The 24,948-nt window shown below is 67.3% G+C and carries 30 protein-coding genes and 1 pseudogene; 8 read left to right on the forward strand and 23 right to left on the reverse strand.

The genetic code is table 11. The features are described 5' to 3' along the window. Positions 1-165 precede the first annotated feature (165 nt). From ACTWPT_RS58280 to ACTWPT_RS58300, 5 genes are all read right to left on the reverse strand, one after another. Entirely contained in the window at positions 166-393 is a 228-nt protein-coding gene (locus ACTWPT_RS58280; protein WP_443186169.1) for a hypothetical protein, read from the reverse strand. Between the two features lie 18 nt (positions 394-411). After that, a complete protein-coding gene (locus tag ACTWPT_RS58285) occupies positions 412-1,170 on the reverse strand; it encodes an alpha/beta fold hydrolase (protein ID WP_443186170.1) in 759 nt (252 codons plus the stop codon). Next, entirely contained in the window at positions 1,167-1,694 is a 528-nt protein-coding gene (locus ACTWPT_RS58290; RefSeq protein WP_443186171.1) for a RidA family protein, read from the reverse strand. Before ACTWPT_RS58290 ends, ACTWPT_RS58285 begins: the two co-directional genes overlap by 4 nt. 130 nt (positions 1,695-1,824) lie before the next feature. Then, the gene (locus ACTWPT_RS58295; protein WP_443186172.1) at positions 1,825-2,511 is read right to left on the reverse strand and encodes an amidohydrolase family protein; all 687 of its coding nucleotides are present in this window, start codon (positions 2,509-2,511) and stop codon (positions 1,825-1,827) included. Further along, on the reverse strand, positions 2,478-2,831 hold the full coding sequence (locus tag ACTWPT_RS58300; RefSeq protein ID WP_443186173.1) for a hypothetical protein: 354 nt from the start codon (positions 2,829-2,831) through the stop codon (positions 2,478-2,480). Before ACTWPT_RS58300 ends, ACTWPT_RS58295 begins: the two co-directional genes overlap by 34 nt. On the opposite strand from ACTWPT_RS58300, the gene ACTWPT_RS58305 reads away from it, so the two are divergent. The 3 genes from ACTWPT_RS58305 (at position 2,812) to ACTWPT_RS58315 (ending at position 5,659) form a co-directional block, all read left to right on the forward strand. Then, entirely contained in the window at positions 2,812-3,279 is a 468-nt protein-coding gene (locus ACTWPT_RS58305) for an ATP-binding protein (RefSeq protein ID WP_443186174.1), read from the forward strand. The two genes, ACTWPT_RS58300 and ACTWPT_RS58305, sit on opposite strands and share 20 nt — an antisense overlap. Positions 3,280-3,360: 81 nt before the next feature. Continuing rightward, entirely contained in the window at positions 3,361-3,882 is a 522-nt protein-coding gene (locus tag ACTWPT_RS58310; RefSeq protein WP_443186175.1) for a hypothetical protein, read from the forward strand. A gap of 307 nt (positions 3,883-4,189) precedes the next feature. Next, complete coding sequence (locus ACTWPT_RS58315) at positions 4,190-5,659, forward strand: VCBS repeat-containing protein (protein ID WP_443186176.1); 1,470 nt, start codon at positions 4,190-4,192, stop codon at positions 5,657-5,659. A 99-nt stretch (positions 5,660-5,758) separates the two neighbouring features. On the opposite strand, the gene ACTWPT_RS58320 is transcribed toward ACTWPT_RS58315, so the two are convergent. Next, positions 5,759-5,974, reverse strand: coding sequence for a hypothetical protein (locus ACTWPT_RS58320; protein ID WP_443186177.1), 216 nt, complete (start codon positions 5,972-5,974; stop codon positions 5,759-5,761). Positions 5,975-6,186: 212 nt separating this feature from the next. Continuing rightward, positions 6,187-6,765 (reverse strand): TetR/AcrR family transcriptional regulator, encoded by a 579-nt coding sequence (locus ACTWPT_RS58325; protein WP_443186178.1) that lies wholly within the window; start codon positions 6,763-6,765, stop codon positions 6,187-6,189. A gap of 81 nt (positions 6,766-6,846) precedes the next feature. Here ACTWPT_RS58325 and ACTWPT_RS58330 point away from each other — a divergent pair, with 81 nt between their 5' ends. After that, entirely contained in the window at positions 6,847-8,019 is a 1,173-nt protein-coding gene (locus ACTWPT_RS58330) for an MFS transporter (protein ID WP_443186179.1), read from the forward strand. A gap of 620 nt (positions 8,020-8,639) precedes the next feature. Here ACTWPT_RS58330 and ACTWPT_RS58335 read toward each other — a convergent pair. The 4 genes from ACTWPT_RS58335 to ACTWPT_RS58350 are packed head-to-tail and all read right to left on the reverse strand — an operon-like array spanning position 8,640 to position 10,080. Beyond that, a complete protein-coding gene (locus ACTWPT_RS58335) occupies positions 8,640-8,990 on the reverse strand; it encodes a hypothetical protein (RefSeq protein ID WP_443186180.1) in 351 nt (116 codons plus the stop codon). Further along, on the reverse strand, positions 8,912-9,256 hold the full coding sequence (locus tag ACTWPT_RS58340; RefSeq protein ID WP_443186181.1) for a hypothetical protein: 345 nt from the start codon (positions 9,254-9,256) through the stop codon (positions 8,912-8,914). The genes ACTWPT_RS58335 and ACTWPT_RS58340 overlap by 79 nt, the downstream gene beginning before the upstream one ends. Beyond that, a complete protein-coding gene (locus ACTWPT_RS58345) occupies positions 9,253-9,633 on the reverse strand; it encodes a hypothetical protein (RefSeq protein WP_443186182.1) in 381 nt (126 codons plus the stop codon). Before ACTWPT_RS58345 ends, ACTWPT_RS58340 begins: the two co-directional genes overlap by 4 nt. 54 nt (positions 9,634-9,687) lie before the next feature. Beyond that, positions 9,688-10,080, reverse strand: a complete 393-nt coding sequence (locus ACTWPT_RS58350) for a hypothetical protein (RefSeq protein ID WP_443186183.1) — start codon at positions 10,078-10,080, stop codon at positions 9,688-9,690. A 303-nt stretch (positions 10,081-10,383) separates the two neighbouring features. Between ACTWPT_RS58350 and ACTWPT_RS58355 the strand changes: the two genes are divergently transcribed. Continuing rightward, entirely contained in the window at positions 10,384-10,716 is a 333-nt protein-coding gene (locus ACTWPT_RS58355; RefSeq protein ID WP_443186184.1) for a hypothetical protein, read from the forward strand. Between the two features lie 644 nt (positions 10,717-11,360). On the opposite strand, the gene ACTWPT_RS58360 is transcribed toward ACTWPT_RS58355, so the two are convergent. After that, the gene (locus tag ACTWPT_RS58360) at positions 11,361-11,987 is read right to left on the reverse strand and encodes a TetR/AcrR family transcriptional regulator (protein WP_443186185.1); all 627 of its coding nucleotides are present in this window, start codon (positions 11,985-11,987) and stop codon (positions 11,361-11,363) included. 43 nt (positions 11,988-12,030) lie between these two features. Between ACTWPT_RS58360 and ACTWPT_RS58365 the strand changes: the two genes are divergently transcribed. Continuing rightward, positions 12,031-12,423 (forward strand): hypothetical protein, encoded by a 393-nt coding sequence (locus ACTWPT_RS58365; RefSeq protein ID WP_443186186.1) that lies wholly within the window; start codon positions 12,031-12,033, stop codon positions 12,421-12,423. Positions 12,424-12,686: 263 nt separating this feature from the next. Here ACTWPT_RS58365 and ACTWPT_RS58370 read toward each other — a convergent pair whose 3' ends face one another. Genes ACTWPT_RS58370 through ACTWPT_RS58385 form a run of 4 tightly spaced genes read right to left on the reverse strand, consistent with a single transcriptional unit; the run spans position 12,687 to position 15,401 of the window. Beyond that, positions 12,687-12,908 carry a hypothetical protein gene (locus tag ACTWPT_RS58370; protein ID WP_443186187.1) on the reverse strand — a complete coding sequence of 74 codons (222 nt, stop codon included), beginning with the start codon at positions 12,906-12,908 and terminating at the stop codon, positions 12,687-12,689. After that, on the reverse strand, positions 12,905-13,195 hold the full coding sequence (locus ACTWPT_RS58375; RefSeq protein ID WP_443186188.1) for a RidA family protein: 291 nt from the start codon (positions 13,193-13,195) through the stop codon (positions 12,905-12,907). The genes ACTWPT_RS58370 and ACTWPT_RS58375 overlap by 4 nt, the downstream gene beginning before the upstream one ends. After that, positions 13,192-14,298: a M24 family metallopeptidase gene (locus ACTWPT_RS58380; RefSeq protein ID WP_443186189.1), complete on the reverse strand. Its 1,107-nt coding sequence runs from the start codon at positions 14,296-14,298 to the stop codon at positions 13,192-13,194. Before ACTWPT_RS58380 ends, ACTWPT_RS58375 begins: the two co-directional genes overlap by 4 nt. After that, positions 14,298-15,401 carry an aminotransferase class V-fold PLP-dependent enzyme gene (locus ACTWPT_RS58385; RefSeq protein WP_443186190.1) on the reverse strand — a complete coding sequence of 368 codons (1,104 nt, stop codon included), beginning with the start codon at positions 15,399-15,401 and terminating at the stop codon, positions 14,298-14,300. The genes ACTWPT_RS58380 and ACTWPT_RS58385 overlap by 1 nt, the downstream gene beginning before the upstream one ends. A gap of 177 nt (positions 15,402-15,578) precedes the next feature. Between ACTWPT_RS58385 and ACTWPT_RS58390 the strand changes: the two genes are divergently transcribed. After that, entirely contained in the window at positions 15,579-16,472 is an 894-nt protein-coding gene (locus ACTWPT_RS58390; protein ID WP_443186191.1) for an IclR family transcriptional regulator, read from the forward strand. Here ACTWPT_RS58390 and ACTWPT_RS58395 read toward each other — a convergent pair. The 7 genes from ACTWPT_RS58395 to ACTWPT_RS58425 form a co-directional block, all read right to left on the reverse strand. Beyond that, entirely contained in the window at positions 16,450-17,244 is a 795-nt protein-coding gene (locus ACTWPT_RS58395) for an SDR family NAD(P)-dependent oxidoreductase (protein WP_443186192.1), read from the reverse strand. The two genes, ACTWPT_RS58390 and ACTWPT_RS58395, sit on opposite strands and share 23 nt — an antisense overlap. Beyond that, complete coding sequence (locus tag ACTWPT_RS58400) at positions 17,244-18,227, reverse strand: alpha-ketoacid dehydrogenase subunit beta (RefSeq protein WP_443186193.1); 984 nt, start codon at positions 18,225-18,227, stop codon at positions 17,244-17,246. The genes ACTWPT_RS58395 and ACTWPT_RS58400 overlap by 1 nt, the downstream gene beginning before the upstream one ends. Then, positions 18,220-19,182, reverse strand: a complete 963-nt coding sequence (locus ACTWPT_RS58405) for a thiamine pyrophosphate-dependent dehydrogenase E1 component subunit alpha (protein WP_443186194.1) — start codon at positions 19,180-19,182, stop codon at positions 18,220-18,222. The genes ACTWPT_RS58400 and ACTWPT_RS58405 overlap by 8 nt, the downstream gene beginning before the upstream one ends. Positions 19,183-19,287: 105 nt before the next feature. Then, the gene (locus ACTWPT_RS58410) at positions 19,288-20,361 is read right to left on the reverse strand and encodes an ABC transporter ATP-binding protein (protein WP_443186195.1); all 1,074 of its coding nucleotides are present in this window, start codon (positions 20,359-20,361) and stop codon (positions 19,288-19,290) included. 71 nt (positions 20,362-20,432) lie between these two features. Next, positions 20,433-21,221 carry an ABC transporter permease gene (locus ACTWPT_RS58415; protein ID WP_443186196.1) on the reverse strand — a complete coding sequence of 263 codons (789 nt, stop codon included), beginning with the start codon at positions 21,219-21,221 and terminating at the stop codon, positions 20,433-20,435. After that, complete coding sequence (locus tag ACTWPT_RS58420; protein ID WP_443186197.1) at positions 21,221-22,132, reverse strand: ABC transporter permease; 912 nt, start codon at positions 22,130-22,132, stop codon at positions 21,221-21,223. Before ACTWPT_RS58420 ends, ACTWPT_RS58415 begins: the two co-directional genes overlap by 1 nt. Before the next feature lie 93 nt (positions 22,133-22,225). Next, a complete protein-coding gene (locus tag ACTWPT_RS58425) occupies positions 22,226-23,266 on the reverse strand; it encodes an ABC transporter substrate-binding protein (RefSeq protein WP_443186198.1) in 1,041 nt (346 codons plus the stop codon). Positions 23,267-23,741: 475 nt separating this feature from the next. On the opposite strand from ACTWPT_RS58425, the pseudogene ACTWPT_RS58430 reads away from it, so the two are divergent. After that, positions 23,742-24,910 (forward strand): annotated as a pseudogene (locus ACTWPT_RS58430) (Tn3 family transposase). The last annotated feature ends 38 nt before the right edge of the window (positions 24,911-24,948 follow it).

The raw sequence follows: 24,948 nt of genomic DNA on the forward strand, positions 1-24,948 counted from the left end.
CGATCTCGCGTACACGAACCCGTTCAGCCACACCCAGAAGTCTGAAACGATCACGCCGACCGAGAGGAGACCTCGATCGGCGTGTCGTCACAAAAAGGGCAAACGTGACCGGCTACGGCACTAGCCCGCGGCATCGCCGCGGCGCAAGCCGAGGAGGCCGACCGGCTACGCCAGGCGCTGGCCGCCGAACAACAGCGGCGCGAACAAGCCGTCACCGCGGCCGCCGTGGCCGAGCAGGCCCGCGAGGCCGCCGCCCAGGCCCGAACCGAAGCCGCCGGTGAGGCCGATCGGCTTCGTACCGAGCTCACCAACGCCACCAGCGCGCTGCGCATCGCTCACCAGCAGCGCGAGGAGGCCGTCACCGCCGCCGCCGTGGCGCAGGCTATGCTGCATGAGCAGGAGACGTCACGCCTACCCCGCCATGTCGGCCCCGATACAGGTGACGCGTTGGGCGATCTGCCGGCCGATCTCCGATGAGATCGAACGGTCAGCCTCGCCCCAAATCTGCAGGACGGGTAGCGTCTGCGCGAGCCGGGCGAGCGACTCGAGCAGTGGCTGGGCGTCCAACTCCTCGCGCACCATGGTGGCAAGCCGCCGCATGGCGAGGGGAGTTCCGGGGAATGTGGCGATATGGTATTCCTCCTCGACCAGGACGTCCAGGTCGGCGCCGGTCATTCCGGTCATGAACGCCAGACGTGACCGGACCGTCTCGCGATCCGTCTGCGCGAGACGATTGGCGAGTCCTGCGCACACCTCCGGGCCAAGAGCACATATTCCGGTAGGGGCGCTCAGCACCAGAGCCCGCAGGGATGGCGAGTCCGGTCTGGCGTGCAGATCGAGCGCCGTGCGAAGCGCCGCCTGGCCGCCGAAAGAGGTGCCGATCAGGGTGACCGACTCGCCCTCGATATGGTGTGCCAGGGTCTCGGAGATGAATGCTGAGAAGCCTGCCACAGTGTAGGGGACGTCGTCCGCGCGGGAGGCGAATCCGTGTCCGGGGAGGTCGACGGCGCGCACTCGATATCCGGCTCGGGCGAGCGGTTCGAGGCATGAGCGCCAACGGTCGGCGCGGCCACCGATGCCGTGGATGAGCCAAATCTCCCGTGGACCGGTTCCGGATTCCACGATCCGGCTTCGGATGCCTGCGGTTTGGATGGGGTAACTGATGATCATGTGTTGTGAACTTCTGGCCGCACATCAGGATGGTCAGTGATCACCGCATCGGCATCGATCTCGATGAGCGCGTCCGGCCGAACGAGTGCGTCGATGCGGACCAACGTACTGGCCGGCTTATGGGGGCCATCGAAGAAAGCGCGCCGGGCATTGTGAATCGCTTCGAAGATCTCTTTGGTGAGGGGAGCCCGCACGTACACGCGGACGCGGACGATGTCGTCCATTGTGCCGCCCAGGGAGTGGAGCACCGCTTCGATCTTGGTCAGGGCGGCTACGCTCTGACGGGAGATCTCCTGGGTCAGCGGCTGCTCCGTCTGCCCATCGCAGTCCGTGCTGTCGGGGGCGGTGCCGGTGTGCCCGGAGATGAATATGAACTTGGCGGTCCCGACGCTCACTATACTGGCAGGCGCGTACGTCAGGGAGACGGCGGGCACCGCGCCATCGGCGAAGCGGAACCCGTGCCCTTCCTGGATCTGGACGGAGTCCTCGCGGACCACCTGCGCCCCATGAGCATGTGCGATCATGCTTTCTCCTGTTCGTCGATGTCGATCGCGGCGTCGCGTTCGAAACGCTTCACCGTGTGGAAGACGTCCGTGAGGTCGGGATCCTTGACGCCAGGACCATTCATCACGGCTGTGGATGGGGTGGCCGGCGCTATGCCGTCGAGAAAGTCACGGCGCCGGACGGTGCCGTGCGAGAGCGCAGGTTGCGCCACCGCTGCTCCTGCTCCTGATCGGACGTGTCGATCGGGCGCCCGCCTTGAATGATGGCATTGATGCCGCCGGGCTTGAGCAGGATGGACAGGTCCCGGAGCGGGTCGCTCTCGAGCACGAGCACATCGGCTGTCGCGCCGACACGCATGGTGCCCAGTTTGCCCTCCATCCCGAGCGCCCTGGCAGGAATGGTCGTGGCGGCTTGCAGGGCTTCGGCGGCCGACAATCCGGCGAAGTCACGCAGGAGTTGCAGCTCTCGCGCGTGCCATTCACCGTATGGCGTGACGGCGAAGCCGCTGTCCGTACCGACCATGAAGGTGACGCCGGCGTGGTGGGCGTCGTGCAGGGTGTGGGCGGTCCGATCGAGCAGCCTTTTGACGGTGTCGCGGACGAGTCCTGCGACGCCGACGCTGCTGCCGTAGTCGGCGATGTTGGCGAGCAGGAGGAGGGTAGGCACGAGTGGGATCTTCGAGTTGGCGAGTTCCTCGATGACTTCTGGCGTCATCGAGTTGCCGTGCATGATCCAGTCCATGCCCGCGCGGACCGCTGCCGAGACCTCCGCGGAGCCACGGGCGTGAATGGTGATCTTGCGTTTTAGTTGGTGGACGAGATCCGCGGCCGTGGCCATTTCGTCGTTGGTGAACGCCTGGTACTCGCCGTAAGGGCTGTCGAAGCGAGTTTGATGAGGTCGACGCCGTTTTTCACCTGGTGGCGGATCTCACGGACTATTTCGTCCACGGTGTTGGTCAGCACGCCGATGCTTCCCTCGGGCACGCCGACGTGATCTGGATACCAGTCGGTGAGCCCGTTGCTGGTGGTGAGATAGCGGCCTGCGGTGTGCATCCGTGGCCCCTGGATCAACCCGTTGACCAGAGCATCGCGGAGCCCGACGCCGATGTAGTAGCTGCCGCCGGGCTGGGAGATCGTGGTGAAGCCGGCGTGCAGCACCTTTCTCGGGCCACCCGGAGTAGGCAAGACCATGCTCGCCATCGGGCTCGCGGTCGCGGCCTGCCGGGCCGGCTACACCGTCTACTTCACCACGCTGGACGACATGGTCCGACAGCTCAAAGCCGCCGACGCCATCGGCCGCCTCGCCGCCAAGATGAAGACCTACACCCGCCCCGACGTCCTCGTGCTGGACGAGGTGGGATACCTACCGCTCGACCGAGCCGACGCCAACCTGGTCTTCCAAACCATCTCAAAAAGGTATGAAACCGGCTCGATCTTGCTGACCAGCAACAAGGCCTCCCCAGATGGCTGGACCAAAACGTTCACCGATCCGCGCCTGTGCGCCGCCATCGTCGACCGGCTCACCTACGACGCCACCATCATCGAAACCGGCACCGACTCCTACCGGCTGGCGCACTCTCGCGCTCAACAAGGCACCCCAGCCTGAGCTGGTTCATCACCCGCACTCCGAAGACCTGCGCTCGGTCATGCCAAAGTAGGCTCAGGCCTGCGTCTACGGTTAGTGATCGTGCAACAGGCGCTCAACTTCCGTGATCAGGTTTTCATCAACTTCCGTCACTATCCGTTCAACGACCAGAGCGCTCACGGCTACCGGTGGATCGATCTCAAGCGATTCGAGCTGCTCTCGCCCTCTTGTGACGACACGCTGCTCCTGGACGCCTTGATCAAGCATGACCAGTTTCGAGACGACTACGCCGGTGGCGGTGTCGACCCGTTGGGCATTCGACACGGTCCCTACTGGCTGAGCAATATCACCACCGACGCCTACGAACCGGCGGACGAAACGACCGCGAACGATGTCCTGAGAAGCTGGGCCAGCCAGTATGGAGGTCTGCCCAAACAGTTGGAAGAGGTCTTGAACCACGACGTCAATGCGCTCATCCAGGCGGCCACGAGCCGATATCGCCTCAAAGGGCTTGGCCGGTCTGCGTTCCACGACTGGGGTGGCGTCCACACCGAATTCCATGAACTCATCGTCGTGGACCGGGCTAGCAGAAACCTGACCCTGATCATCGCAGCTGACGACTGACAGCACCACAGTCGAGAATCACTGACGCACGCGCCACCTGTTGGCAGCGGGAATGGTACCAAAACTCGTTCGCCGACAGCCCCCCGAAGATCGTCAACTGGCACCGAAACTCATGCGAACTTGGCGCTCGAACTCATTCGCCAAACCAGCCCGCCGGTGCACCGCACCGACGAGCCCAAGCACAAGGGCCAAGGCCCCCGAATACTCCGTTGCCGGTGCCGAGACCACCGTCGGTCGCCGCCTTCCTGAGGTACCCGGCAACGCAGCGGATGACGTCCCCTGGCACGGGCCGAACTATGATCATCGGATGCGTTCCCCCGTTTCGGGAAAACTCGCAATCTGCCTCCTCGCCGGATTCGCCGCCGTGGCATGCAGCACGATGCCGACGCCCGCCTCGACGCCGCCCCCGGTCACAACGCCACCCCCGGTCACGACCCCGACGCGGGCGGATGCTGCCACCTCGGTTCCGCCGCCGAGCGTCACGCCCTACACCGCCGTCGCCACTCCGGCGGCGAGCGTCGTCGCGGCTGCCCGCAAGGTCCAGGCCGCGCATGACTACAACGGCGACGGCTACCCCGATCTGGTCGTCGGAGCCCCTCAGGCCACGGCGGACGGCAAAGCGCTGATCCTGCGGGCCGAGGTGCTGTACGGCTCCGCCGACGGCCTCACCACCACCAAACGCGAGATCGTTTCCACCGGCGTCGTGGCACCCCGCACAGAGGACGACATCCTGAGTCTCGCCTCCGGCGACTTCGACCGAGATGGATACGCCGACCTGGCGATCGTTGTACCGGTGACGAATGACCCCGCCGCCCCGCAGGAACTTCGCACCAACCACCAGCTGACCATCGTCTTCGGCACCGCCGATGGGCTCTCCGGCACACCGGTCACCGTGACGCAGCCGCCGGCGGCCGGGTGGCTCACCCTCCTGACGGCCGCCGGAGACTTCAACAAGGACGGATACCAGGATCTGGTCGTGACGGACGACGCCGGGGTGTGGGTGACTTATGGCGGCCGCGGCATCAGGAAGGGACGGGCAAGCTGGAAGACCGTCCTGTCAGAGGCCGCCTACGTCGGCTCGTTCGCGACCGGCGACGTCACCGGCGACGGCTTCGCCGACCTCGCTGTGGCCTATTCGGTGGACGATCCAGCCGATGAGGGAACGGGCGTGGTGTACCGGGGCTCGCCGACCGGCCTGGCGGGCCGGGTGCCCGGCCGTTTCCCCGGCTGGGGCGTGGGCGCCGTGGCCATCGGCGACATCGACGGCGACGGCTTCGGCGACGTGATCGCGGGCAACTCCTACGCGGACGCCGAGGACTCGGGAGGCCAGATCTACATCAGCAGAGGCTCGGCCGGCGGGCTGGCGGAGCGGCGGTTGCTGGGACCAGGCTCTCCGGGCATGCCCAAGACCACGGATGTCGCTGGCGGGTTCGGCTCGTCCATTGCCGTCGGCGATGTCGACGCCGACGGGTACGGCGACGTCGCTGTCGGCGGCGATGGAGATACTGGGGCTGTCTACATCCTGCGCGGCCGACGCGGCGGCCTGTCGGCCCGGGATGCCCAGGTGTTCGTCCCCGAGACCGTCGGCATCTCCGACCCCAACACGGCGGGATTCGGCCAGGCCGTGTCCCTGATCGACCTCGACGGCGACGCCGCCGCCGAACTCCTCGCCGCCGCTGACGGGGCCGTGTCCGTGTACTCACCAACTGGACGCAACGCCCCCGTCCACATCACCCCCGAGCAACGAGACGACGACTTCGGCTACCCGTTGAACTAACGCCCTGAAAGAGCGGCTCGGGGATGAGGCGAGACTAGGTGGGCCGGGCATTCCTCATGCCGGAACAAGTGCCAGTGCGAACCGCAGCGGCAAAGATCGTCAACCGTCCCGGGAACCTGAGTAAGCGCAGGTCAGTGATACGTTCGTTGGATTTTCCGCGATTGTCCGGGACCCAAGCGGGGGGACGGCCAGCAGCAGGCCGTGCAGGAAAAAGCCCGCCTGCGCACCGCGGATGCGGACGATGGCGTGCTCGCGCGTCGGGCAGTCGGCGACCAGGCCGGCGAGGAACAGCCGTAAGGCGCCCGTGTCGCTCACGCGATGACTGTCGCCGTAGCTTCACGACTTCCGGGACTGTTTCATAGGTGACCGTTATCTTGAGCTGCTGAGCGATATATGGCTTCTGACCTGGACAGCCTCGTTGCAGGCGGTGTCCGCAACGAGACCGATGTGGTCCTCATGCGGCAAAGCCGTGCAGACCCTAGCGACTGACCCTCAAGGGAGATCTCGGCCGGGCGTTGTGCTGTGGTTCACGTGGAATTGACCCAGTCGTCCACCAGGGCGCAGAGCTGATCCAGGGCGGCCTCCACGCGCTCACGGTCGCCGGTCGTGAGGAAGTCGATCTGTAGCCCCGTGTACGCCGAGTTGGCCAGCGTGGAGACCCGCAACGCGTCGGCCTCGGGCATGCCCCGCTCGCGCAAAAGCCCCGCCACGAACTCCGACCGGTCCGCCAGCAGTCTGGGCACGTGACCGGCCAGCTTGCCAGCCGCGGCCAGGCCCTCGATCTCGTGAATCAGGCGGGCGACCGGCAGGTTCTCCTCCCGCGTCTGCCAGTCCCAGGTCCGCCGAATGATCGTCCCGACGCTGTCGGATCCCGACCAGCCCGGTAGCGAACGAAGCCAGGCCCGGTGCCGCTCGTCCAGGCGTTCCATGGTCGCCGAGAGCAGGGCCTCCTTGTCGGCGAAGTGATGGGTCAGCACGCGCGTGGACTTGCCCAGGTGCTGGGCCAGCGGGCGCATCGACAACGTCGAGAGGCCGTGCCCGGCCAGGTAGTCGACGATCTGGTCGAGCAACTCCGCGCGGCGTTGCGGGTCGGCGGTCCTGGCCATCGCAATTTCCTTTGACGTCATTAAGGTGACGCCTGTTACCCTAACCGGGAAACACTCGTTACCTTATTCAAGGGGATACCCATGCCTGTCGCCGTACGGCAGCGGCCACCCACGTGGCTGCTCGCCCTGGTGTTCACCACGTTCGCCTTCGCCACGGACGACTACGTGATCGCTGGGGTGCTGCCCGCGATCTCGGCGGACCTCGGCGTCAGCGAGGCCGCTGGCGGGCAGCTCGTCACCATCTTCTCGCTCGCGTTCGCACTGGCGGCGCCCGTGGCCTCCGTGGTGACCGCCACCTGGCCCCGGCGCGGGCTGCTCACCGGGGCGCTGGCGCTGTTCGTCGTGGCGAACTGGGCTGCGGCGTTCACGGCCTCGTACGCGCTGCTCATGGGCCTGCGGGTGCTGGCCGCGGTGGCGGCGGCGGCCGTCGTGCCCGCCGCGTACGCCATCGCGACCACCCTGGCCCCCGAAGGGCGGCAGGGGCGCTACCTAGCACTGGTGATGGGCGGGCTGACCGGGTCACTCGCGCTCGGCGTGCCCATCGGCACCTGGGTGGGCGGCGCGTTCGGCTGGCAGGCCACGTTCGGGCTCGGCGGGGCGCTGGGGTTGGTCGCACTGGTGGCGATCAGGAGGACGCTGCCCGAGACGCCTCCTGCGCTCGCCATGCCCATCCGGGACCGGCTGGCGCCGCTGGCCGGCCCTCGGGTTTTGCTGGGACTGCTGGGGATCGTGGCGATCGTCCTGGGCAGCATGATGGTGCTGACCTACCTCGCGCCGTTCCTGCGCGACCTGGCCGGGGCGGGACCCGCCGAGCTCGGGTGGGTATTCGTGCTGGCCGGCTTCGCCGGGTTCGCGGGCGGGCAGCTCGGCGGGCGGGGCGCCGACCGGTGGGGATCCGATCGAGCGCTGATCACCGGGGTCGTGGGGTTCGCGGTGGTGATGGCCGTCTTCAGCGCCTGCTGGTTTCTGCGGCCGGTCCCGTTGCCGGCGCTGCTGCCGCTGCTGGCGGTGTGGGCGGCCGTGTCCTGGTGGATCCCGCCGCCCGCGCAGACCCGGCTGCTCGCCCTGGCCGGCCCGGCGGGGCCGCAGGCGCTCGCGCTCAACAGCAGCGCGGTCTACGTCGGGGTGTCGGCCGGCGGCGCGGCCGGCGGGCTCGTGCTCGGCGGGTACGGGAGCGGCTGGCTGCCCGCCGTGGCGGCCGGCGTCGAACTGGTCGCCCTCGCGCTCTTCTGGCTGGCCGGACGCGTCAGGTGAATACCGGCCCCGCCGGGCCGGTATTCCTCCCTACTCAGCGCGCGCCGACAGCTTGCCTTTGCTATTTGCCGGCGCCTCGCGGTGTGTAATCGCCTTGGTCAGTGTCCGAGCAGTCAAAGGGGGGACCTGACAAGCCCGGATCCTGTCGATCGCGGCAAGAAAGGCTCAAAGGTCCACGTGCCCGTGCTGAGCGCCTGGCGTACCCACGCCGCGGGACAGGCCAAGAGATCGGCCGCCCGTGCGAGCACGCGACGTACCACCCCGAACCGGACCTGCTCACGGCGGCCCTCCCGGTGGCGCTTGCGGTGCCGGACGGCGAGCGGCGGCTGGCGCCGGGCAGCGCGTTCCGGCCAGCGCTCCCGGTCACGGATGAGGCCGGTCCACTGGAGCGCGTCCTCGCCGCCCTGGGGCGGGCACCGGACTGGAACCCCGGGCGACTTCTCACGCTGCCGATCACCACGCCCCGGCTGCTGCTGCGCCTGTTCACCGCCGATGACCTGGACGACATGGTCGGCTACCAGGGCCTGGCCAGCGTCGCCCGGTACCTCTGCCGGCCGCCCCGCACCCGTGAGGCGCTCGCCGTCCGCCGGCACACCGAGCCGGGCGTCATCGGCCAGGTGTCACTCACCATCGCAGAGGACCCGGACCACGATGATCAGGAGCACGGGCTGGGTCCAGTCCTGCGGGCGGCCGTGCACGCCGGTCCCGCCTTCGTCGCGTCGCGGGTGCCGGGTCATGAGCTCGGCGGCTGGGGTGGTTGCCAGCGCCGCTCCCCGGTTGGCGGGGCGGCGTACGGGATGCCGCGGAAACGACGTACTGAACCGCCCATCCGGAAAGGCCGTGAACAGGGCGCACTGTGTGGGAGGGATCGGCGCGATGTTCAAGATTCCGTTCAGCGCTCTGCGGGCCAGGGCCTCCGCCGTGATGATGACCACGGCGGCGGCCAATGGGGCGGCCACGGGGACGACCACGGGGCCGCCTGGGCCGGCACGTGTTCCGCATCGACGACGCCCAGCGCCACCGGCCAATCACCCAGCCGCCAGGCCCCGCCGACCAGCGCCACCGTGACCAGGCTCAAGCCCAGTTCGCGACGGCGCAGCCACACCGGCCGCAGCAAGTACGTGGTCAGCCGTGACCCGGGAGTGGACTGCGCCCGGATCGGCACGGCGGGCATCTCCACCATCGGCGGCAGCCCGGATGGACGCCCCGGAACCTGCGGACCCATCAGCCCCGTCATGACGGCCCCTCCAACTCCCCGCCCGCACCGGTCGCCTGATGCGCCGGATACGGCGGACGGTGGGACAGTGCGGGCACCGCCGCCACCCCGGGCGGATCACTCAGCGGCACCAAGACGACGCCGGACAGATCCAGCGCCCCGGACCGGCGCAGCCAGCCCGGCTCACCCTCGGTGAAACAGACATCCACCTCACGGGCGAAGGCGTCGGCCGCCCGCGCCAGGGTGGAGGCGAACCACCGCGCCACGGCCGGGGACAGGTGATCCACCCGCAGCACCACAAGCTGTCCGCTGAAGCTGGTGAAGCTCAGCAACGGCCAGCCGATCGGTACCCGCCAGGTGTTCACCCGCGTCCCCGCAGGCGCGATCACCAGGTCCATCAGCTCTCGCCCCCGCCCTCACCCGGGGCACCGTGCCGGGAGGCAGCGTGCGGGTTACGCCCCCGCGCCGCACCGGCCGTGCTCTCGCCGTTGCTCGCGGGCACCGACGCAGGAGCGGACGGCGCGGAGACGTACTGCGCCGTCACCGGACCCGCGTTGAGCGGGATCACGGCATCGGTGCTCCACCACCGCACCTCGCCGTCCCTGGCCATGCCGTAGCACAGCGCCCACCCGCACGGACTGACCCGGCTTCAGGTGGTTCTGCTCACCCGGAAGGTTGAATTTGATCTTCGTGGAGTCGTTGCCATCCATGGCCAGCAGGTTGACCACCATGACCGGCCGACCGTCCTCGGTGACCCGAACCTTCTTCGTCGTGAAGTCCTTCGCCGGACTCGGCGGCGACGTCACCGTGAACCCCAGTTGGCTCGTGTCGACAGGAAATCGCATCTGTCTACCTCCATCCTGCGGGTGTCCCGTGACACCCAGATGGCAGGCAGTACTCGAACGCGCGTTCGAGCTGTTCAATGCGATGCCGCCACGGCATACCGGCATGCGCCCACGCCCGGCCCGTGTTAGAAGCGCCCGCGCACCCGCGCACCCGCGCCGCCGCCCTTCGTTTGGCCCCCGGGTCCCAGCCTCTGCTACTGCCGCTTGACCGCCCTATGCCGATCTTGTGGCGAACGTGTGGCGATGTGCGTTACTGTGCATTGCGAAACGATGATCTTCGAGCGCCAACGAAGGAGAAGTGGCATGAAGTCCCCCGGAAAGCATGCCCTCAGCGCCCTCGCGGTGACAGCTCTGGTCGGCACCATGCTTGGCGCACTCGCCGCCCCCGCACAGGCAGCAGTCGACAACTGCTACCCGGCCGTCATCTCCAAATACAACTATGCGCAGACCCTGTGCACTCGCGGGTTCGGGCGGTATCGAGTGGCGGCGAAGTGCGATTCGCCAAGCTATCCCTACACGACCACGATCTACGGCCCGTGGAAATCCCGGACATCTAGTACCACGAACCCGCCCTTCTCGAAGGTCTATGGCGACAACTACAACTGCCACATCGTCAAGGCGTGGACGGACGTCTGATGACTTCAGCGCTGTGCACCCTTTGCTGCCCACGGCCTTGACCCACGGGGGCTTGCAATGGCCCGGGGACGCTGAGCTCCACCAGCTTGCGCACATAAGGATCTATACCTCGTTTGGCCTCGCTGCCCGCAGTGCCGCCTGCCGCGCGGCCCCTGTGTGATGAGTTTTCCTACTAGATCAAGCGCGCCCGGCCGAGCCGGGCGACACCCCCGCGGGAACGATCTTGGTGGGGCTGTGATCTTGGGTAGGTGGTAGCCCGCCACCAGCCCCCCTCACCCTCCCGCGTAGACGCCCCCATTCCTCTGATTGAGAGACACCCTCACGCGTCGCCATAGCGACGCCAGCAGATAGGGCCGCCCGCAGTCCACTCGCAGCCTCGCGCGTACCGGGGAGGGGGCCGCGCCCCTCCCCGGACCCCTCTCCCCCGGGGGGAGGGGTTGCACCCCTCCCCTTGCCCCCACCCCGCTCGCGCATCGCTTCGCTCGCGGCCACCGGCCCAGGCGGCAGCCCGCGAACCATGCCCGGCGCGGTGTGCGCGCGTGTCGGGATTCCACCCCTACCCCCGGGGTCGGAGCCCGGCCAGGAGACGTGATCCTCCAACCGGGTCGATTCACGCTCGCCGAGTGGACTGCGACCCGATCACCTCACTCAGCGCAGACCCACCGATCAACCCGGCCGAACGACGACGCCCACCGGCACACCCCCACGGCTGCATCAACCACCTCGCCCACGGCCACGTCTCCACGCTCGTACCAGTCCGCCAGCAGCGCCCCAACCGCGCCCACGATCGCAGTTCCCACCAGACGGGCGTCTTTCCCCGCCAACTGGCCGTTCAGGATCTCCCGGAGCACGATCGCGAGCGGATCGCGCCGCGCCTCAACCCTGGTCAGGTGATGGGCCTCCACGTACAGGATCCGATACACCCGCCGCTTCCCCGTCATGTACTCCACAAAGGCGGCAACCGCCGCAGCCACCCCAGCCGACCCCTCGCCCTCGCCGTCCGCAAGTCGTTCGCGGATCACCAAGACGGCTTCATCCGTGCAGCGGTCCACCACCGCCGCCAACACCCTTTCCTTGCCCCCATCGAAGGCTTGGAAGGCTTGATACAGGCCCCGATGCGACATCTGCCCCTCCCTGCACAAATCCGCGAGCGTGGCTGCCGCGAAGCCGACCTGACCGAACAGCGATAACCCAGCCTCTATCAATCGCTCCCGGTACATCTCGCTTCTCTCTTCCGGACTCATCCACCTATGTGCGCGGCCGACCGCCATCAGCTTCCCTTCTCACTCGCTCCCTGCTTGCTTTTCTGAAAGCGTGCGGCCCCCGCCCGGGGTCCCAAGGCGGGGGCCGCACTCCCTGGTCTGGCGCAGCCGTCATGGCAAGTCCGGGGCGTCCGGAGGTCGCGACGCGGACCGCGCGCTGGACCAGTTCCGAAATCCGTTCTGGGCCGTGCACCTCGACTGCCCACTTGGTGATCGGGGCGAAGAACGAGACCAGGTCCCTCTCTTCGAACGCGGTCGCGTCGCTCAGACCATCCTGGTCGCTCTGCTCGTCGCGGTCGCCAACGACCACTTCCTCGACCAGTGGCGCCACACCCACCAGCCCCCAGACGAGCCCAACACGTCCACCGACATCTTCGAGATCCCGGCAGAGCGCCTCGACCGCTCGCCGCTCACAGGCCGGAACAGGCCACCACCCGACCCATAACCCGCATTTCAGATCACCGTGTCGCACCACCCAGCCCGGAGCCGGCATCGCCATGCCCAGCGACCGCGAACTCCGACCTCCACCAGCGCCCTTACACCACCTGGGCCTCCCCGGACACCTGCTCCGCGACTCCCAAACCAGGACGAACCCGATTCGGAAACCCTCGAAACGACAAGATCCCGCCTGATCGCGATGATCAGACGGGATCCCGTCAACTTCAGTCCAGCCGACTCAAGAACGGCTCTCGTGGAAGCCCGGCACGCTCATACAGCAGATTCGTCGCCTCTCTCGGCGGCGGATCGCGTGCTCCCGTTCCGCAACGCGACGACGGCCTCGACTTCTACGGTGAACTCCGGGGAGGCAAGCGCGGAGACGACGGCGAGAGAGTGCGCCGGGACGTCGCCATCGGGATACCAATCCGCGAAGACCTCCTCCCGGGCGGCGTAGAAGCCGGGCAGGTGGTTGGTGCCGGCCACGAAGGTCAACAGCTTGACCAGATCACGCGGTGTCGCCCCAGTTCCTCGAAGGCGGTCTGCAGGTTGGCGAACACCTGGCGGGTCTGGGACAGAGCGTCCGGGCCTGCGAGCGAGCCGTCCCGGAGATTCCCCACCTGCCCTGATACGAAAACCAGTGTGTAGCCCTCGGGCACCTCCGCCAGATGGCTGTATCGGCCGACTGGTGCGGGCATGGCCGCCGGAGTCCAGCGCCTTGACAACATGATCACCTCATCACTGATGACGTTCGGTACTTGCACGGAGGGGTAACGCTTCATGTCCAGACCGCACCTGGACAGAGTTCGCGTGCTCCATCTTCGGCGATGAAGACGGGGCCGCCGATCATCGCGGTCTCCCCGCCAGGACGACGCACTGCTACGTGGATGGCGACGACGGCACCCGCAGCGACAGTCCGACCTGTGCCGTAGAGCAGGCGTGGATGCTCGGGGGTGTCGCAGCCCAGGCCGTGGCCGAAGTCGTATTCCTTGAATGCGAGTAGCCCATGTTCGGCCAAGATGGTGTCGCCGGCCGTGACGACTGCTTTCACGCTTCGGCCGGGGCGCAGGGCGTCGATCAACGCCGTCCGTGCCGCCCGGCACGCGGCGATTGCCCGGTGATCAACAGGGCGTGACGGGACCGGGGGAAGGGTGGTGTTGACGTGCATGAACGCACCCGCGGCGTACAGGCTGACCTCCAGGCCGACTGGCTGGCCTGGAGCGACCACGGCGCCGGTCGCCTCGGTGATCACTGCGCCGTCTCCGATGCCGACCAGGCACAGGCAGCGCAGCGCCCCTGCGGCGCGGGCCGCCGCCTCGACCTCTGCGGCGATCTCGTAGTCGCTTATGCCGGGAACTGCCACGTCTCCCGCGGCGCGTAGCGCCAGGTCGCCGATGTGTGCGGCGTGTGTGAGGAGCTCGCGTTCGGGGTCGGTCTTGTGCTGGCGTGCTTCTGTAGCCCACGCGACCAGGTCGACAGGGTCGATGTTCCGGCTCCTCAGCCCCTCCAGCAGGGCGGGGGGTCTCTCGTCGATGACGAGGTCGCCGGCCAGCAGGCCGATCCCTTCGACGTCGGCCGGGATCAGGTCGAGCGGCGAGGACATGGGGACCGTATGCAGCCCGCTGTGTTGGGCGCGCTCCACCTCGAAGGGGAATTCCACGCCCAGCACGGGCTCACCTGCGGTGGGCATCCACAGTGCCGCGCTGTTGGAGATGAATCCTGGCGCGTATCCGGTCAGCCAGGTGACGGCCGACCGTCGGCGGGAGTACACCAGGGCTCCGCGCAAGCCCAGTCGGGCGAGGTGATCGCGCAGGTGGGCGCGCCGGGTGGCGGCCGCCATGGCGATGGTGTCCTTGAGGGATTCGGTGGGAGCAGGGAACCTCATCACAATGTGGATTCACCTCGCAGGGCGCTCGCGGCCCTCTCGACATCGGAGTTGTTGTTGAAGTAGTGGAAGCCGACTCGGAGTCGGTCGCCGAGCAAGGTCGCCCGTACACCGTCTCGTGCCAGTTGGGCACCGACCGCGGCTGGATCGGTCACGCGCACCACGGCGATGTGGCTCTGGCCGCCGCCGACGGCGACGCCGATGTCGATCGCGCGGGCGCGAAAGTCGGCGGCCAGCTGTACACAGTGCCGTTCGACCTGCTCGGCGTCGAGGTCGAGCAGGAGGTCGAGCGCGGGCAGGGCGCCGATCCAGGACAGCCAGGCCGGTGAGGTGTCACAGCGGGCGGCACCGCGGGCGGGGACGAACGGTTCGCCGAAGTATCGATGCGGTGGGTCGGTCGACTTCCAGCTCGGCAGCAGGGGGATGAGTTCCTCGGTCAGCTCCGGCCTGGTCGCCAGCCAGGCGGTGCCGCGGGGGCACAGCATCCATTTGTAGCCGTGCACTGCGAGGTAGTCGGGGCGTATCTTGCCCATGTCGAGGTGGAGGGCACCAAGTGATTGGGTCGCATCGACGAATAGGCGGGCGCCCACATCGTTCGTGGCCTGGCGCAGCGCCATGAGGTCGGCTCGGTGGCCGTCGATCGACAGCACATCACTTATGGCGAGGAGGACGGTGCGCGTGTCGAGAGCGGCCACGATGTCCTCGGTGCGGGTGTGGCCGTCCCGGGTCGGTATCAGGACTATCTCGTGGCCGGTCCGCTCCAACTGCTGCCAGGGAAAGAGGTTGCTGCGGAACTCTTGGGCGGGCACGATGATCCGGCCGGGCGGCAGTGACTTGGCCACGGTCGCGGCTGCTTCGGCGACTGAGCCCATGAGAGCGATCTGCTCCTCGGCGATGTCCAGCAGCCGGGCGATGGAACTCTTGCTCGCGGCGGGTGCGCGGTCCCACTCCGTCCAGTCGAACTCCCCGTACAGCCACGCGTCCATGGCGGACTGCAGCGCTCGCACGACACCGAGCGCTGCCGGCGGGCTGGCTGGTGTGTCCAGCCAGACATGGCGCTGCAACGCGGGAAAGTGTGCGCGAAACTGCTCCGAGGTGAGCATGTGATCCTTTCTGTCCGGATGATGGCTGCGACACCTGTCAGGTGCTTCGCAGCATGACCCTTCCGTGGGCACCAGCCCCAGTTGGCGGCGAGTCTTTTCGCTATAGTCGAAAAATCGGGTCGACAATCCTAAGGTGCGCCTGGCCTGCGGCTTAGTGTGGGTCCATGGGGGCCAACCATGGTGGCGGCCCTTGGCGAAGAGGGCACCCGGCGGTGCACTTCTCCGGGCCAGCCTTCTCTGGAGCGCATCATGACCAACCCAGTCGTATCGAGTACGGCCACCGAGGACGACGAGGATGGCGTCCTGCAGACCTTGGTACGCGGGCTCGATGTGTTGCAGGCCATCGCGGACATGGGCGGCGGGGCCACGGCCAAGAGCCTCAGTCGCCACCTCGGCCTCAGTCTTGGCCGCTGTTACCACATCTTGAGGACGCTTAAGACGGCGGGTTACATCGTGCGGCTGCCTGGTGGAAGAGTTGACATCGGTGCGCAGGGCGCCTCGCTGGGACGGCAGTTGCGTGCGCGGTTCGAGCCGCTGCCCGAGTTGTTCGCGGTCCTGTCCCGGCTGCACAGCCGGACGCGGGAAACCTCCTATGTCAGTGGCTGGCACCATGGCGTCATCACGCTCTTGCAGTTCATCGCCGGTGAACAGGCGCTCAGTGTGCGCGGGCTCGACGTGGGCTACACCGGCGACATGCACGCTCGGGCCTCCTGCAAAGCGGTGCTCGCCCATCTGCCGCATGAGCAGATCGACATCATGTTCCGCGGGGTGGAACTCCGACGGCTGACCGCCCACACCCACTGCGACGCCGACAGTTTGACGGTGGAGCTGGGTAATGTCCGCCGGCAGGGCTACGCCCTCGACTTGGAGGAGTTCAGCGACGGCATCTGCTGTGCGTCGGCCGCTTACTTCGATCATGACGGCGCTCCCGCCGGCTCGTACACGGTCTCGGTGCCCGTGACGAGGTTCAGGAGCTCTCAGCGGGAGTTGGTCGCTGCGGTGCAGGAGGCCGCCGCAATCGCGACGAACCTCCTGCGCACTCATCGCCTCACGGTGCCTTGCCGGGACTGACTCGCTCGCCGGCTGTGCCGGACGGCTTCGGCTGGAGGAAACCGGCGCTCTCTCCGCCGTCTACCGGGATCGCCACGCCGTTCACGTAGCTCGCCTCGTCGCCGAGCAGCCAGGCGATCACGTTGGCGACCTCTTCGGGTCGGCCGAGCCGGGCTGCGGGGATCTGCGCTGTCACGGCTGCGCGCAGGTCGTCGTCGGCCTGCACCCTGGCCATCATCCTCGTGGCGATCTGCCCCGGGCAGACGGCGTTGAAGCGGATGACGTGGCCGAGTTCCAGGGCGAGTGACCTGGTCAGAGCGATGATCGCGGCCTTGGTGGCACTGTAGACGGACAGATCCTCCGCGCCGACGAGGCCGGCCACGGAGGCCACGCTCACCACAGCACCGTGTCCGGCGGTGAGCCCCTCCAGACAGGCCTGGGTGAAGGAGAAGACGCTGCGGAGATTGACATCGTGGAGTCGCTGCCACGTCGCCTCGTCGCAGTCGGCGAAGCGGACGCGGGCGGTCTGGCCCGCGTTGTTCACCAGAGCATGGAGCCGCCCCTGGCCGATCTCCAGGGCCCTGTCGACGACCCGCTGGACATCCGTGGGCGATCGCACGTCGCAGGGCACGAACTCGGCACCCGGCACCTTCGCGGTCACCTGAGGCCCGGCATCCGCATCAACGTCGGCCACGACGACGCGGAAGCCGTCGCCGGAGAGCCGTTGTGCGCAGGCCAGACCGATGCCGTTGCCGCCACCGGTGACGACGGCCACCCGCGCACGGCCGTCCATCAGTCGTTCCCGGGCTTCAGCACCGACAGCAGCCGACCGGCCACCAGGTCAGAGCCGGGGATCGCGGCCCTCTGCAGCCCTGGCGCGGCGGGGATCCGCAGGTCATCGGTCGCGACACGCAGCGGCGGCGCCGACAGCGGGACGCCACGCTCGACGACGCGGGCGACGATCTCCGCGCCGAACCCGCCGGTGAGATTCGCCTCGTGGACCACGGCCAGCCGGCCGGTACGGGAGACGCTCTCCGTGACGGTGTCGGTGTCGAAGGGATTGAGCCAGCGGGCGTCGATCACCTCGATGTCGATGCCGTCGTCCTCCAGGACATGGGCGGCCTCCAGAACGGTGTGCAACATAGGCCCCCAGGTCACCACGGAGATGTCGGAGCCCGGGCGGACGATGCGCGCGCCGCCGATCGGCGACCGGGGTGCATCGAGGTCCACCGTGTCCTTCAGCGAGTGATAGAGCGCCCGGCTCTCGATGACGACGACGGGATCGTCGCACTCGATGGCGGCCAGTAGCAGATCGTAGGCGTCCTGCGGGGTGGCAGGCAGGCATACCCGCAGGCCCGGGATGTGCGCGATCAACGCCTCCACGCACTGGGAGTGCTGGGCGCAGGAGCCTGGGGTCGCGCCTTGTTGGGTGCGGATGGTCATCGGCGCCTTCAGGCGGCCCCGGGAAACGTAACGGACATTGGCCGCCTGGTTGATCAACTGGTCGAACGCGACGAAAGCGAAGTCCGCCCACATGATCTCGACGATGGGACGCAGTCCCATCATGGCGGCGCCCACGGCTCCGCCAAGAATGGCGGACTCGGAAATCGGCGTGTCGAAAACCCGGTCGCCGAACTCCCGGCGCAAGCGGCGGGTCACTCCGTGGACGCCTCCTGGGAGGGCGACGTCCTCGCCGAACAGCAGGGTCTTGGGGTCTTCGGCCAGAGCGCGACGCAGTGCGGCGTTGATGGCCTGGGCATAGGTGATCTCACCCATAGAGGTGCTCCTTCACAGCGGTGGGGTCGGCCGGCGGCGCCGCCAGGGCCGCGGTCGCGGCCGCGGCGACTTCGGCGCGGACTCGGGTCTCGATCCCGGCGAGTTCGTGTTCAGAGACGCCGTCGGCGCGCAGGGCCGCGGACAGGACGATGATCGGCTCCTTGGTCCGGGCTTGCTCCACCTCATCGTGTGGCCGGTAAACCTGCGCATCTCCGATGTAGTGGCCGACCAGGCGCTGAGTGAGAGCCTCGATGAGTACCGGCCCTCGGCCGGCCCTGCAGGTGGCGACCGCCTCGGAGATGGCCTCCCGGACGGCGTTGACGTCGTTACCGTCGATTCGCGATGCCCGCATGCCGTATGCGGCGGCCCGAGAGGCGAGGTCGTCACGGCGCACCATCGCGGCGATCGGCGTGAGCTCGGAATAGCGGTTGTTCTCGACCAGGAAGACGACGGGCAGGTCGAAGGCGCTGGCCATGTTCATGGCCTCGTGAACCGCGCCCTGGTTCATCGCTCCATCACCGAACACGGTGAGCGCGACGCGTCCGGAGGCGTCGTACCTGGCAGCCAGCGCGGCGCCCATCGCGAGGGGCGCGCCCGCTCCCACGATTGAGTTCTCGCCGTAGAACCCGTGATCCGGATCCGACAGGTACGCTGAGCCGGCCCGGCCGCCGTTGGTGCCGGTCTCCCGGCCCAGGAGTTCGGCGAACAGCGCTACCGGGTCGGTACCGCAGGCCAGCGCCCAGCCGTGGCCACGGTAGGTGGCGAACACGGCGTCGCGGGTCAGATCGAGCGCCGCACAGGCGCCGACCGGTATGGCTTCCTGGCCGATGCACAGATGGACGGAACCGACGATCTGCCCCTCGATCCGCATCCGGGTGACTTCTTCTTCGAAGCATCGGATCCGCCACAGGTTCGTCAAATCGGCCAGTGCTGCTTCGTTAGGGAGAGAGGACAAGTCGTCCACCTTTCTTGGGTTGTCCAACGGTGCGGTCGCAGCCACACCCAGGCCGCCGAAACGGGATGCCTTGTGCAGAGGCCGCTAGGAGCGAGCCGTCGTCGCTCATGACGTGGACTCGACGAGCGGATCGCCAGGCAGGCCGACCACCGGCACGCTCTGCGCGGGCACGATCACCCCGTCGCCGACTCGCCAACACAGAGTCACCCGGTCACCAGGGATGGCGGAGGACTCCGCTCCGGCTGGTTCGCGTGCGCTTCCCGTCGTACCGGCGTCGGTCCGGAATGCCACTTTGCGGTACGAACCCTGGTAAACGATGTGGGTGACGGTGGCGGTCATCGCGTTGACGCCGTGCTCGACGGCGACGTCCCCGACTGTCAGACGGATCCGTTCCGGGCGCACCACGACGACGCCGGCCGTGCCTACGAGCCCCGCGCTGCCGTCACCCGTCAGCACCTCGAATCCTTCACCGACGAGGGACACGCGTCCGCGCCGTTCGGTGATCATCCCGTGGAACACGTTGGACTCTCCCAGGAACTCCGCGGCGAACAGAGAAGCAGGGTGTGCGTAGAGTTCCTGCGCGGTGCCGACCTGCTCGATCCGGCCGCGGTCGAAGACCGCGATGCGGTCGGACAGGGCAAGCGCCTCCTCCTGGTCATGGGTGACGAAAACGAAAGTGATCCCCAGCTCGCGATGCATACGGGCGATCTCGCCCTGGAGTTGCTCCCGCAGCTTCTTGTCCAGCGCGCCAAGCGGCTCATCCATGAGCAGCACGTGGGGTTCGAAGACGACAGCGCGGGCCAGGGCCACCCGCTGTGCCTGGCCACCCGAGATCTGACCGGGCAACCTGTCGCGCAGGTGTGCCAAACCGACAAGATCGAGCACGTCGTCCACGCGCCGCTGGATGTCGCGCTTGCGCATCTTGCGCTGCTGGAGGGGAAAGGCGACGTTCTGTGCGATCGTCATGTGCGGGAACAGCGCATAGTGCTGAAAGACCATGCCGAGGCCACGCTTGTACGGCGGCAGGGACGCCACGCTCACGCCGTCGATGAGGATGTCCCCGGCGGTGAGCTGTTCGAACCCGGCGATCATGTTGAGCGTGGTCGACTTGCCCGAACCACTGGGGCCAAGCAGCGTGATGAACTCACCGGCGGCGATCTCCAGGCAGACGTCGTTCACTACTGGTGGCTGGTGCTCCGAATACCGTTTGGTAACGCTGGAGAGCCGAATAGCGGCCCCTCGCATGTCGGTCATTGGGGAGCCCTTCGTTTCAGGAAGTCAGGAAGGAGGATGAGCGCGGTGGTAACGACGAGGATCACCGTCGATCCCGCGGCGATGGTGGGGTCGACGTCAGAGGTAACGCTGGTGAACATCTGCACCGGCAGCGTGCGCAGGTGCGGGGACTGCAGGTACAGCGAGATGACCGCTTCGTCGAAGGAGGTGACGAACGCGAACACCGCTCCGGACATCACGCCCGGCGCGATCAACGGCAACGTGACGAGCCGGAAGGTCGCCAGCGGCGAAGCTCCAAGGCTCGCCGCCGCACGCTCCAGCCGAGGATCGAGGGTACGCAGACCAGCGCTCACGGTGATCACGACGAACGGCAGGGCCAGCACGACATGGGCGAGTACGAGGCCTTCCACCGTGCCCACGAGGCCCCATCGAAGGAACGCCGTATAGATCGCCAGAGCGACGATGACGTTCGGCACGATCATGGGCGCCACAAGGAGCCCTTGGAGGACGGCTACTCCACGGCGGCGGCTTCGCGTGATCGCGAATGACGCCAATGTTCCGATGATCGTCGCCATCAGCGTGACCATGATGGCGACTTTCAGCGAGGCCAGCAGTGGTTCTCTCCACGCCGGGTCGGTGAAGAACCGCTCGTAGTAGTGGAGCGACCAGCCACGCGGGGGAAACTCGAAGCTGTCCTTGTCGGTGAAGCTCAGAGGCACCACGACGAGGACCGGCGCGATGAGGAACGATCCGACCAGGACGCTGAACAGCCGCAGTGCCGGATTCGCGGGCCGATTGACGCCCATCAACGCTCCCCCCTCGTCGACATGCCGAGGGCGGCGCTCGGCGAGAGGAAGCGCGAGACCAGGGCCAAGAGCAGGAGCGTGAGCAGGAACAGCACCGTGGCGAGGGCTCCGCCCGCGCCGAAGTCCAGCAGTTGAGTGATCCGCACCGTCATCAACTGGGAGATCATCGACTCGCTTGGTGAGCCGAGCATCGCTGGAGTGACGTAGAAGCCCAGCGCGAGGATGTACACCATCATCGCGCCCGCCACGACCCCCGGCATGGAAAGCGGCAGGTAAACGCGGCGGAATGCGGTAAGCGGCCGCGCGCCCAAGCCGACGGCCGCGTCGAGGAGGCGTCGATCGATGGTTCGCAGCGTGCCGTACAAGGGCAGCGTCATGAAAGGCAGCAGCACTTGCGTCATCCCGATCGTCACGCCGGCCTCTGTCCCGGCGAGTTCCAGCGGCCCGAGCCCGACCATCGCAAGCAGGTCGTTGATGGGTCCGTTGTCCTGAAGCAGGACGACCCAGGAGAATGTACGTGCCATGAGACTCGTCCAGAACGGCAGCAGCACCAGGGCGACCATCACCGAACGGGCACGTCGACCGACCATTGTCATGAGATAGGCGTACGGGTATGCCAACAGCAGCGTGACCAGCGTGACGATGGTGGCCATGCGCAGGGTCCGCAGCAAGACCAGCAGGCTGACCCCGTCGGTGAGCAGCCGATGATAGTTCTCGAGCCCGAGAGACGGATCAGCGAAGCTCAGCCAAATGAGGGCCGCCACCGGATAGGCGAAGACGGCGGCAAGAAGACAAATCGCGGGCACGACGAGAAGAACGCCGTACCAGGGCTTGGTGCTCAGCCACAGCAGACGGCGTTCAGGCCGTTCAGGTGCTGAAGCGGACATGATGGAAGTGGACGAAATGGGCATGACGCCCCTACCTCCGAAATGTGACTTCTTCGCGTTTGGCTCCACAGGCACCGCCGGGTCCGACCTCCTAAGCGGGGCGGACCCGACGGCGACTCAGCGGGAGATCCAGGCCGTCCACTTCTGCGTGGCGGTGTCCAGGTTCTGCGCCCACCAGGACATGTCCCGCAGGAAGCCGGTTCCCTTGTCCTGACCGAGTGGCAGGTATTGTCGTGTCACCTCGTCCGCCGGCAGCTTCGCGTCGGGGTGGATCGGGGCGTAGGCGATGTGCTCGGTCAGCGTGGCCTGAGCCGCGGGAGTGATCGCGTGCGCGATGAACTTCATCGCCTCGGTCTTGTGCGCCGTCCCCTTCGGCACCACGAGCACGTCCCAAAAGAACATCGGCTGGTTCCACACCGGCGCGATCTTCGCGCCGTTGTGCGCAGCCTGGCTCGCTCTGCCCGGCCATGCGAGCACCATGTCGACCTGCGCGGTCTCCATCGCCTGCTGTTGCTCCGCACCGGTGGTGAAGAACTTCAGATCGTTCCTGATGGTGTCGAGCTTGCGGAAGGCCCGCGTGTAGTCGATCGGGTAGACCTTGTCTGTCGGCACGCCGTCGGCGACGAGCGCGATCTCCAGACCGCCCTCCTTGGCGTCGTTCATCATCCCGCGCTTGCCGGGAAACTTCTTGGTATCGAAGAAGTCTCGCCAGGACGCGGGTGGGTTCTGGCCGAACTTCTCGGTGTTGTAGACCAAAAGAAAGGCTGATTTCATGTCGGGGACCCCGCACTCCGACACGAGTTCCTTGTCGATCTTCGAGACGTCGACGACGGTCAGGTCGATCTTCTCGACATACCGCCCGCAGTTGGCGATCGCGTAGAACGGATCGGCCTCGACGACGTCCCAAGTGACGCGGCCGCTGTCGACCATGGTCTTGAGCTTGGCGTAGGTCACCGGCTGATCCTCGACGACCTTGATGCCGGAGGACGCAGCGAACGGCTTGACGAACGCCTCCCGCTGCGCGGCCTGATACGCGCCGCCGGTCCCAACGAAGACAACGGATCGGTCACTGGCCGTCGGACCGGTTTCACCGCCGCATCCGGCGAGCAGCGCGACGGCCGCCAAGAACGCGGTGGCGCATGGGATGATTTTGATCATGACTGTACTCCGTCGGGGCATGTGCATGGAAGGCGGCCGACCCGCCTAAACCTGCCGTTTCACATGAACAGGCAGGCTGACGAGGTGAACATCAGATGGATTCACCGTGGATCCGGCGGACTCTTTTCACCAGAAACTGCCAGCCGAATTTCGACTATCTCGAAATGAATCATTCATCAACGAGGCGGATGCGGCACCTGTGACCCTGGGTCAGGGAAACGGTGGAGAGCAACCACGCACGGCTGTGCCATCTGACTGGCGTGTCGACGACGCCTACACGCAGGTCGCCGCCGGGCTGGCGGCGAACGCGTCGGTCAGTATCAAGGGCGGCAAGCTGCAGATGTCGCAGCTGGAGGCGGCCCCGCTGCCGGAGGGCTTCCAGGCCGTCCACGACGCGGTGGCCGCGATGCTGCCGCGCATCGACTACCCCGAGCTGCTGCTGGAGACGCACGCCAAGACCGGCATGTTCGACCGCATGCGACACATCACCGGCTCGCACCTGCGCCGCGACGACCTCGACATCACCCTGGCCGCGCTCACCGTGGCCCGCTCGTGCAACGTGGGCCTGGTGCCGGTGATCAAAGAGGGGGTGGCGGCGCTCACCGAGCACCGGCTGCTCGGCGTGGAGAAGGGCTACTTCCACGGTGAGGGCATCGCCGCGGCCTCGGCCCGCCTGGTCGACAAGCAGGCGGGCATCGACATCACCGCCGACTGGGGCGGCGGGCTGGTGGCCTCGGTGGACGGCATGCGCTTCGTGGTGCCCGTCCGTTCCCTGCACGCCCGGCCCTCACCGCTCTACTGGGGGATCGGCAAGCGCGCACGCGGTTCAACCTGGCTGAACACCGTCTCGGACAAGGTGATGGGGCTCGGCGGCCTGCTGGTGCCCGGCACGCTGCGCGACTCGCTGTTCATCCTGGATGCCATCCACCGCCTGGACGCCGCCGAGCACCCCGAGGTGATCACCACCGATCAGGGCAGCTACAGCGACGTCGTATACGGCCTGTTCGCGATCTGCGGCTACCAGTTCGCGCCGCGGCACGCCGACATCACCGACACCCAGCTGTGGTGGATCGATGTGGCGATGCTGGACGGCGACATCACCCGCGGCCATCGTGCCACCAATGCCTGGGGCAACTTCAACGCCCTGGGCCTGCGCCGGGTGTCGCTACCGGCCATCGTGCAGCACTGGGATGACATGGTGCGGGTGGCCGGGTCGCTGGCTACCAACCAGGTCCGCGCCTACGACCTGATCCGGATGATGACGGCCGACGGCCGCCTCACGGACTGGGCAACGCCTTCGCCCACTACGGCCGGGTCTTCAAATCGCTGCACCTGCTCCAGATCATCCACGTCGAGGACTACCGCAGAATGATCGGAGCTCAGCTCAACATCGGCGAGTCCCGCCACCAGCTCGCCCGCCGCGTCTTCTTCGGCAACCTCGGCCGCCTGACCAGGGGCTATGAACGCGGCATGGAGGACCAGGTGGGCGCGCTCGGCCTCGGGCTGAACGCCATCACTTGGTGGAATTCGCTCTATATCGATGCGGCGGTCAAGAAGCTAGTGCCGCGTCAGGCCACGTTCGCCCTGTTGACGATCTTCCGTAGGCGGGGGTTGTCGGTGTTGCGGTTTCGCCAGGCGATGTAGCGGCGGATCATGCTGCCCTGCTCGCGGTGGCTGGCATG

This window comes from Nonomuraea sp. 3N208 (assembly GCF_052245935.1).
GTDB lineage: Bacteria > Actinomycetota > Actinomycetes > Streptosporangiales > Streptosporangiaceae > Nonomuraea.